Annotated in this window: 10 protein-coding genes; 4 read left to right on the forward strand and 6 right to left on the reverse strand. The window is 70.9% G+C overall.

Going from position 1 to position 8,617, the window contains the following annotated elements; all coding sequences use genetic code 11:
* Positions 1-91 precede the first annotated feature (91 nt).
* Positions 92-1,909: a phosphoenolpyruvate carboxykinase (GTP) gene (locus ACFW22_RS05885; RefSeq protein WP_386399444.1), complete on the reverse strand. Its 1,818-nt coding sequence runs from the start codon at positions 1,907-1,909 to the stop codon at positions 92-94.
* A 197-nt stretch (positions 1,910-2,106) separates the two neighbouring features.
* On the opposite strand from ACFW22_RS05885, the gene ACFW22_RS05890 reads away from it, so the two are divergent.
* Positions 2,107-2,793: a hemolysin III family protein gene (locus ACFW22_RS05890; RefSeq protein ID WP_386399446.1), complete on the forward strand. Its 687-nt coding sequence runs from the start codon at positions 2,107-2,109 to the stop codon at positions 2,791-2,793.
* Positions 2,794-2,802: 9 nt separating this feature from the next.
* A complete protein-coding gene (locus ACFW22_RS05895) occupies positions 2,803-3,426 on the forward strand; it encodes a TetR/AcrR family transcriptional regulator (protein ID WP_386399448.1) in 624 nt (207 codons plus the stop codon).
* Here ACFW22_RS05895 and ACFW22_RS05900 read toward each other — a convergent pair.
* From ACFW22_RS05900 to ACFW22_RS05910, 3 genes are read right to left on the reverse strand one after another with little or no spacing between them, the layout of a single operon-like run.
* Positions 3,392-4,408: a glycoside hydrolase family 26 protein gene (locus ACFW22_RS05900; protein WP_386399515.1), complete on the reverse strand. Its 1,017-nt coding sequence runs from the start codon at positions 4,406-4,408 to the stop codon at positions 3,392-3,394. The genes ACFW22_RS05895 and ACFW22_RS05900 overlap by 35 nt on opposite strands.
* A gap of 10 nt (positions 4,409-4,418) precedes the next feature.
* Positions 4,419-5,066, reverse strand: a complete 648-nt coding sequence (locus ACFW22_RS05905; protein ID WP_386399451.1) for a vitamin K epoxide reductase family protein — start codon at positions 5,064-5,066, stop codon at positions 4,419-4,421.
* Positions 5,067-5,083: 17 nt separating this feature from the next.
* Complete coding sequence (locus tag ACFW22_RS05910; RefSeq protein WP_384874784.1) at positions 5,084-5,587, reverse strand: DUF5949 family protein; 504 nt, start codon at positions 5,585-5,587, stop codon at positions 5,084-5,086.
* A 150-nt stretch (positions 5,588-5,737) separates the two neighbouring features.
* Between ACFW22_RS05910 and ACFW22_RS05915 the strand changes: the two genes are divergently transcribed.
* Both ACFW22_RS05915 and ACFW22_RS05920 read left to right on the forward strand, forming a co-directional pair.
* Positions 5,738-6,139: a tyrosinase family oxidase copper chaperone gene (locus ACFW22_RS05915; protein ID WP_386399453.1), complete on the forward strand. Its 402-nt coding sequence runs from the start codon at positions 5,738-5,740 to the stop codon at positions 6,137-6,139.
* Positions 6,123-6,989, forward strand: a complete 867-nt coding sequence (locus ACFW22_RS05920; RefSeq protein WP_386399455.1) for a tyrosinase family protein — start codon at positions 6,123-6,125, stop codon at positions 6,987-6,989. The genes ACFW22_RS05915 and ACFW22_RS05920 overlap by 17 nt, the downstream gene beginning before the upstream one ends.
* Before the next feature lie 64 nt (positions 6,990-7,053).
* Here the strand turns inward: ACFW22_RS05920 and ACFW22_RS05925 are convergent, their stop codons facing one another.
* The gene (locus tag ACFW22_RS05925; protein WP_386399459.1) at positions 7,054-7,326 is read right to left on the reverse strand and encodes a chaplin; all 273 of its coding nucleotides are present in this window, start codon (positions 7,324-7,326) and stop codon (positions 7,054-7,056) included.
* A gap of 306 nt (positions 7,327-7,632) precedes the next feature.
* A complete protein-coding gene (locus ACFW22_RS05930; RefSeq protein WP_386399462.1) occupies positions 7,633-8,145 on the reverse strand; it encodes a hypothetical protein in 513 nt (170 codons plus the stop codon).
* Positions 8,146-8,617: the final 472 nt, after the last annotated feature.

Raw genomic sequence — 8,617 nt, forward strand, 5'->3', positions numbered from 1 at the left:
TCCGGGGGCCGGTTGCGTCGTGGTGGGCCGTCGTGACCCCAGCTGGTCAGGGCGGAAATCGGGGCAACCCACCACGAGTCATGGGGAGGGACTAGCCGAGGCGCTCCACGAGGGCGTGGTACTCGTCCCACAGCTCCTTCGGCGTGTGGTCGCCGAAGGTGTTCAGGTGGTCGGGGACGAGGGCGGCCTCCTGGCGCCACACGTCACGGTCGACCTTGAGGAGGAACTCCAGGTCCTCGGCCGGCAGGTCCAGGCCCTCGGTGTCGAGGGAACCGGCGGTCGGCAGGATGCCGATCGGGGTCTCGACGCCCTCGGCCTTGCCGTCGAGGCGCTCGACGATCCACTTCAGGACGCGGCTGTTCTCGCCGAAGCCGGGCCAGACGAACTTGCCCGCGTCGTTCTTGCGGAACCAGTTCACGTAGTAGATCTTCGGGAGCTTCGCGGCGTCCGCGGAGGCGCCGACCTTGACCCAGTGGGCCATGTAGTCGCCCATGTTGTAGCCGCAGAACGGCAGCATCGCGAACGGGTCGCGGCGCAGCTCGCCGACCGTGCCCTCGGCCGCGGCGGTCTTCTCGGAGGCCACGTTGGCGCCGAGGAAGACGCCGTGGTTCCAGTCGAAGGACTCGGTGACCAGCGGCACGGCGGAGGCGCGACGGCCGCCGAAGAGGATCGCCGAGATCGGCACGCCCTTCGGGTCCTCCCACTCCGGCGCGATGATCGGGCACTGACCGGCCGGGACGGTGAAGCGGGCGTTCGGGTGGGCGGCCGGGGTCTCGGACTCCGGCGTCCAGTCGTTGCCCTTCCAGTCGATGAGGTGCCGGGGCGCCTCCTCGGTCATGCCCTCCCACCACACGTCGCCGTCGTCGGTGAGCGCGACGTTGGTGAAGACCGAGTTGCCCCACATCGTCTTCATGGCGTTGGCGTTGGTGTGCTCGCCGGTGCCGGGCGCGACGCCGAAGAAACCGGCCTCGGGGTTGATCGCGTAGAGGCGGCCGTCCTCGCCGAAGCGCATCCAGGCGATGTCGTCGCCGATGGTCTCGACCGTCCAGCCGGAGATCGTGGGCTCCAGCATGGCGAGGTTGGTCTTGCCGCAGGCCGACGGGAAGGCGGCGGCGACGTACTTCGCCTCGCCCTGCGGCGGCGTGAGCTTCAGGATGAGCATGTGCTCGGCGAGCCAGCCCTCGTCACGCGCCATGACGGAGGCGATGCGGAGCGCGTAGCACTTCTTGCCGAGCAGGGCGTTGCCGCCGTAGCCCGAGCCGTACGACCAGATCTCGCGGGTCTCGGGGAAGTGCGAGATGTACTTGGTGCTGTTGCAGGGCCACGGCACGTCCTCCTGGCCCTCTTCCAGGGGGGCGCCGAGGGTGTGGACGGCCTTGACGAAGAAGCCGTCGGTGCCGAGCTCGTCCAGGACGGCCTGGCCCATGCGGGTCATGGTGCGCATGGAGACGGCGACGTACGCGGAGTCGGTGATCTCGACGCCGATGGCGGAGAGCGGGGAGCCGACCGGGCCCATGCAGAAGGGCACGACGTACATGGTGCGACCGCGCATGGAGCCGCGGAAGATGCCCTTCTCGCCCGCGAAGAGCTCCTTCATCTCCGCCGGGGCCTTCCAGTGGTTGGTCGGGCCCGCGTCCTCCTCCTTCTCGGAGCAGATGAAGGTCCGGTCCTCGACGCGCGCGACGTCGGTCGGGTCGGAGGCGGCGTAGTACGAGTTCGGGCGCTTCACCGGGTCGAGCTTCTTGAAGGTCCCCTTGGCGACGAGCTCCTCGCACAGGCGCTCGTACTCGGCCTCGGAACCGTCGCACCAGACGATGGTGTCGGGCTGGGTGATCTCGGCGATCTCGTTCACCCAGGAGACGAGCTCCTGGTGCTGGGTGGGAAGGGGAGCCGCGTTGTCGCGCGCCACGATTGCTCCTTGTTGAGGGTGTATTCCGCTGTATGCCCCGTGGGGGCTGCGACCCGGATGCGTCGTAGCTGCTCATCCGGTGCCGGCTGCACTCATTTGATCATCCGATGGAAACGCCCATATGTCCAGGGGGGTGCACACGTGAGCATCGCCACTCGTCTCGGGCACCTACGCGGCCGTAGGTACGATGCGGTCTCATGACTGCAGCCACGCCGGAAGTGACCCCGATCGAGCACCGACCGTCGCTCCCGCCGAAGCCCAGACTCAGAGGCTGGCTGCACGCGGGCATGTTCCCCGCCGTGATCGTCGCGGGCCTCGCCCTGGTGGCCCTCTCCGACTCGCCCCGGGCCCGCATCGCCTGCGGGATCTACGTCCTCACCGCCTGCCTGCTCTTCGGCATCAGCGCCCTCTACCACCGCGGCAACTGGGGCCCCCGGGGCGAGGCCGTGCTCCGGCGCCTCGACCACGCCAACATCTTCCTGATCATCGCGGGCACCTACACCCCGCTCACCCTGCTGCTGCTCCCCGACTCCACGGCGAAGCCGCTCATGTGGGCGGTCTGGGCGGCAGCGGCGGCCGGCATCGCCTTCCGGGTCTTCTGGGTCGGTGCCCCCCGCTGGCTGTACACGCCCTGCTACATCGCGATGGGCTGGGCCGCCGTCTTCTTCCTGCCGGACTTCATGCGCGCGGGCGGCATCGCCGTCCTCGTCCTCGTCATCGTCGGCGGCCTGCTCTACAGCGCGGGCGGCGTCATCTACGGCATCAAGCGCCCGAACCCCTCCCCGCGCTGGTTCGGCTTCCACGAGGTCTTCCACTCACTGACCCTGGCCGCCTTCGTCGTCCACTACGTGGGCATCTCCTTGGTGGCGTACCAGCACGCCTGAGCTGGGATCATGAGGGGCATGGCCGCCGCAGACCCCGCACGCCCCAGCCTCCGCGAGCGCAAGAAGGCGAAGACACGTGCGGCGATCCGGAAGGCCACCTATCGGATCGCCGCCGAGCACGGCTGGGAAGCCGCCACCACCGAGCGCATCGCCGAGGCCGCGGAGGTCTCCCCCTCCACCGTGGTGCGGTACTTCCCGGTCCGGGAGGACATCCTCCTGACCGACGAGGACGACGAGCTCCTCGAAGCGCGGCTGCGCGCCCGTCCCGCCGCCGAGGAGCCGCTGGAATCGCTCCGTGCGGTGGTCGTCGAAGCCGTCCGCACGGCCCTCGCCGAAGAGCCCGAGGAAACCCGGCTCCGCGCCCGGCTCATGGTGGAGATCCCCGCGGTCCGCGCCCGGCTCGGCGAGACCACCGCCACGACCGGCCGCCGCCTCGCCCGCGCCCTCGCCGACCGCACCGGCCGGGGCGCCGACGACCTGGAGGTGCGGATCTTCACGGCGGCGGCCCTCGGCGCGCTCCGGGAGGCGACCGTCCTCTGGGCCGAGCACGGCCGCACCGAGGACCTGCTCGTCCTCCTGAACCGGACGGTGGACACCCTCAAGACCGGCCTGACGCCCCCAGCGCACCCCTGACGACCCGCGCCGACTCCGGATTGTCCGCGCACCCCCACACACCGTGCGGACAGTAGTCCGTGACGGTCTGGTACACCGGCCGGTGCGCCGCGAACCAGTCCAACATCCCCCGCACGTACGCCGGGTTGTCCCCGTTCCGGAAGAGCCCCCACTCCGGGTACGAGACCGGCTTGCCGTGCGCCGCCGCGAAGCGCACGTGGTGCGCGAGTCCGTACTCCTCGTCCACCTGCTCCTCGAAGGAGAGCCCCGCCGGCTGGTCGTAGGCGTCCATCCCGATGATGTCGACGACGTCGTCGCCCGGGTAGCAGAGCGTCCAGGGGATCGCGTCGAGCCCCCGGCTCGGGGTGAAGTCGAAGCGGAACCGCTGCCCCGGGACCCCCCGCAGCACCTCCACCACCCGCCGCCAGTACGCCTTCCAGGCCGTCGGGTCCGGACGGCAGCGGTGGCTGTACGTGGTCCCGTTCATCTCCCAGCCCAGCACCAGGACCGCGTCCCCGAGCCCGTGCGCCACCAACCGCTCCCCCAGCGTCCGGAAGTGGTGGTCGTACGCGCCGTCCGCCCCCCTGCGCAGCCCCGCCCCCACCTCGGCGTCCGGCAGCCCCCCTTCGCTGCGGTCGAGCAGCGGCACGTTCAGCACGAAGAGCCGTCCCGGCCGCTCCGCCTTCCAGCGTGCCCAGGGGTCGAAGAGCGCGGGGTGACCCTCGATGTTGGACCAGCGGTCGCCCGGCAGGTACGTGTGCCCGACGGTCAGCGCATCGCCGCCGAGCCAGGCCTGTGCCCGGGCGATCCGGCGCACCCCGCTCTCGTCGGAACCGGTGAAGAAGCCCGAGGGAACGCCCGACAGGGCCTCCGACTCGGGCGCGGCGCCCGACCCGCCCGGCCGGTCGCCGGGCACGATCCGCTCGAACACCAGCAGCAGCACGACGAGGGCCGCGAGCAGCACGATCAGTGCGGCCCGCGGCCAGGAGAGCCAGCTGACGATGCGGCTCACGTCACCCCGTCCAGAAGTCCCACCAGCGGGTCAGGATCAGCATCCCGATGATCCCGACGTGCAGGACGGGCAGCACGAAGGCGAACTCTCCGAAGAAGGTCCGCAGCCCGGCCGGGGCGGGCAGCACGCCCTCCCGGACGTTGTGCGCGGTGACGTACCAGAACATGACGAGGGTGGCGACCCAGGCCAGGCAGCACCACAAGCAGAGCGCGTTGATCTCGTACAGCGACTGGTACATCAGCCAGGCGCAGAAGCCGACGCCGAAGAGCATCCCGGCGTTGAGCCCCAGCCAGAACCAGCCCCGGTAGCGGGCCCCGGCGAGCAGACCGGCGCCGACGGCCACGACGACGGCGTACGCGACGAGTCCGAGCATCGGGTTCGGGAAGCCGAAGACCGACGCCTGCTCGCTCTTCATCACGCTGCCGCAGGACACGACCGGGTTGAGGCTGCACCCGGGCTGGAAGCCGGGGTCCTCCAGGAGCAGGAACTTGTCGATCGTGATCACCCAACCGGCGAGCACGCCCGCCGCCCCGGTGGTGATCAGCAGCCAGGCCAGGGCCCGACCCCCGGCGATCGGTCCGCCGGCCGGCCGACCGGTCTCCTCCTGCCGCTGTCCGGGTACCCCGGCTTGTACGTTCGCCGTCGCCATGACGCGGCCCCTTCCGCTCAGCCCTGGATGCGGCGGACCGGGAGCAGGACGTGGGCGCTGTCGGCGAGCATCTCCTCGTCCGAGACGAAGGCCCTCAGCTGCGCCTCGTCGACGGGCTGTCCGGGCACCCCCTCGGCCCAGGGCCGCACGGAGCAGATGAAGTACACCTTGCCCTGCTCGCGGGCGGCGGCCTCCCACTCGTCCGGCACCGGGCACTGGACCTTCAGGAAGGGCAGGGTGAGGACGGCAGCACCGCCCTCGACGAGCAGGGTGGCGTTGATCCCGGCGTCCTTGTCCAGGTCGAAGAGCCGGTCGCCGACCGAGAGGCCCATCGACTCCAGGGCCGCGCGCATCGCCTGCTGACCGGCCTCCGGCCCGTCCCGGCCGTCACCGAGCGAATACGCCATGAGAAAAGGCGTGCCCGCCGATTCGGCGGAGGGCTCGCTGGACCACGGAATCACCGTGAGGGTTCCCAGCGGAGAGGCGCTGCGCGCCGAGGAAACGACGTTGGAAGTGGTCATGAATCCGGATGCTAGCCCTCCAACCACCCTTTCCCCACGCCGCTTTCACCCGAACGGCCGACATTCACACCGCTGGCATTTCCGCCGCAACGAACCCGGGTTTTCATCGTTGTGCCCTGAGGGCATAAGCCGACCACCAGGAGATCACTGATGATCGTCCCGCGCCGCGTCGCATTGCGGTCCCTGTTCGCCCTGGCCGTCACCGCCTTCACGGGTGGTGCGCTCGGCCGCATCGCGAGCCGACCGGAACCGGGGGTCTCACCCGATCCGCACGCCTTCGACGAGATGTACCGGGGCCACCGCATCCTCGGCCTCTCCGGGCCCGGGGGCCGGCCGACGGCCTTCGTCGACGGCCGGCCGCTCCACCTGATGCGCTGCGCCGACGGCGGCTATGTCACCCCGATCGACCACTACGAGTCCTGTCCGACGCCGCTGGCGGCCACCCGCGCGGCCGTGGACGAGCTGGGCGCGGCCCTGCTGTCCCCCCTCGCCGGCGCCCACGGCGCACACACCGACCCGACGGGAGGGAGCCCGCGTGGTGTACACGCGTAAGAACCAGCGCGACCTGACCGGCGCCGAGCGCCGCACCTTCGTCGCCGCCGTCCTGGAGCTCAAACGGACCGGCGCGTACGACCGCTTCGTCCGCACCCACATCGACTACTACTCGTCCGACGGAGAGGGCCGGCTCCGGGTCGCCCACATGACGCCGAGCTTCCTGCCCTGGCACCGGAAGTTCCTGCTGGAGTTCGAAACGGCCCTGCGCCGGATCGACCCCTCGGTCTCCGTCCCGTACTGGGACTGGACCCTGGACAATTCCCCGGCGTCCTCGATCTGGAACGAGGACTTCATGGGCGGCAACGGGCGCCGGACCGACCTCCAGGTGATGACGGGGCCCTTCGCGCATTCCTCCGGGCAGTGGACGATCACCCAGTCGATGACCGAGGGCCGCTATCTGACCAGGGACTTCGGCCGCCCCCGCGATCCGGTCACGCTCCCCACCCCCGCCCAACTCGACGAGGTGATGCGGGAGCGGGCGTACGACGCGGCCCCCTGGAACTCGACGAGCCGTTCCGGCTTCCGGAACGCCCTGGAGGGCTGGGGACAGGGCCGGGGCACCGAGCGGTTCCGGATCCACAACCGGGTGCACCGCTGGGTCGGCGGGTTGATGCTCGGCGGCGGTTCCGTCAACGATCCGGTCTTCTGGCTGCACCACTCCTTCGTCGACCTCATCTGGTCGCGGTGGCAGCAGCAGAACCCCGGGGCCGCCTATCTGCCGGCCGAACCTCCGCCCCTGGGGGACGCGCAGTACCGCAAGGTGGTGGCCCGGCACGAACCGATGGCGCCCTGGGGCATCACCCCGGCCTCCCTGTTCGACCACAGCATGATCTACCGGTACGCCTGAGCCGACGCGCCGACGTCCCCCCGGCCGAGCGGGCCGGGGGGACGTCGGTGCGGAGCGGTGGGGATCAGCCGCCGTAGCCGCCCATGCCGTGGCCGCCGTCGGCGTTGATGCAGGTGTTGCCGAACGCCGGGTTCAGCAGCCCGATGACGTTGACGGTGTTGCCGCAGAGGTTGACCGGGACGTGGACCGGAACCTGGACGACGTTGCCGGAGGCGACACCGGGCGAGTGGGCGGCGACGGCCTCGGCGCCCGAGTCGGCGACGGCCAGGCCGGCTCCGCTGAGGGCAACGGCACCCGTGCCGGCGAGAACAGCGGCAGCCTTCGCGATGCGAGACATCAAGAACTCCTTGGACGTGGAAAGCGACCGCAGGAATCACGGCCGTCGTTCCCGTTCAACGCCGATGTCCGGGACGGGTCACGGCCATTGCGCCGAACGGGAAGGAAAAGGACGAATAAATGGCCCGCGGACCGAATGCCGCCCGTCGTCGGATACGACGGAACGGATTCGCCCGCGGGCCGTGGCCATGCGACAAGCCTTCTCTTGCAACGACCGACTTCCCTTGGGGTGGCGGGGAAGAATCGTGTCTTCACCCGCCCGGTCAAGACGGCTGCCGAAGAGTCGTGCACAGGTTCGGGGCGGGCGTCAGCCTGCGTCCTGCGCCAGACCGAGCTGGGGGTCCAGGGCACCGCTGAGCACCGGGGTGAGGAGGCCGATCTGGGGCTTCGCCAAGTCCGGGAGTCCCTGGAGTCCGTTGCCGCGCGGGGCCTCCACCGGATTGCCGAGGACGGCGCCGGGGGTGGCCGCCTTCATCTCCGAATGCGGGCTGCTGAAGAGGGCGCGGCCGGGCTCGCTGCCCTTGAGGAGTTCGGGGAGCGGTGCGTCGACGACGGTCTCCGGCAGGGTGCCGGTGAGCGGCACGCTGGGCAGGGTGACGTCGGGCAGCGCGCCGACGCCCTTCTGGAAGCCGGTGGGTGCCCCGGGCATCGGGACGGGCACGCCGGTCGCCACGGTCGGCGCGTCCATCGGCAGGACGGGATCGAGCCCCTGGAGCGGGACGACCACCGGTGCCTCGACGGCGGAGGCGGGAGCCGCCAGGGCGGCGGAGGCGAATGCGGTCATGAGGAGACCCATGCCCGCGTGAGAACGCAGAGTCATGTGAGGTGAACGAGCCCCTTGGCCGAAACGTGGCGGGCCTAACCCGTGTGCAGCAATGCACGGGGCCCTCACCGGTGAAGGCGAGGGCCCCGGGTTGACGCGTCGTCCAGGTGCGGGCCGGATCAGTGGCGGCGGGCGATCCGTCCGCCGCGGAGGTAGACGACGGTGCCGCCGATGACCAGGGCCGCGCTGATCGCAGCCGCCCCCATCAACATCGGCTCGCTTCCGGTGTCGGGAAGCTGGGGGTGCCCGGGCGTGGTGGGCGGGGTCGAAGGCTCCTCGCAGCCCTCCTCGGGCTCATGACCGGGCGTGGACCCCTCACAGTCGCCAGGACCTCCCGGGTGGGGCGGCGGGGTCGTGGTGGGAGGCGTCGTCGGGGGGTGCGTGGGAGGCGTCGTCGGGGGGTGCGTGGGGGGGTGCGTGGGAGGCGTCGTCGGCGGATGCGTGGGGGGGTGCGTGGGCGGCGTCGTCG

Source organism: Streptomyces sp. NPDC058872 (assembly GCF_042743065.1).
In the GTDB taxonomy this organism is placed as follows: domain Bacteria; phylum Actinomycetota; class Actinomycetes; order Streptomycetales; family Streptomycetaceae; genus Streptomyces.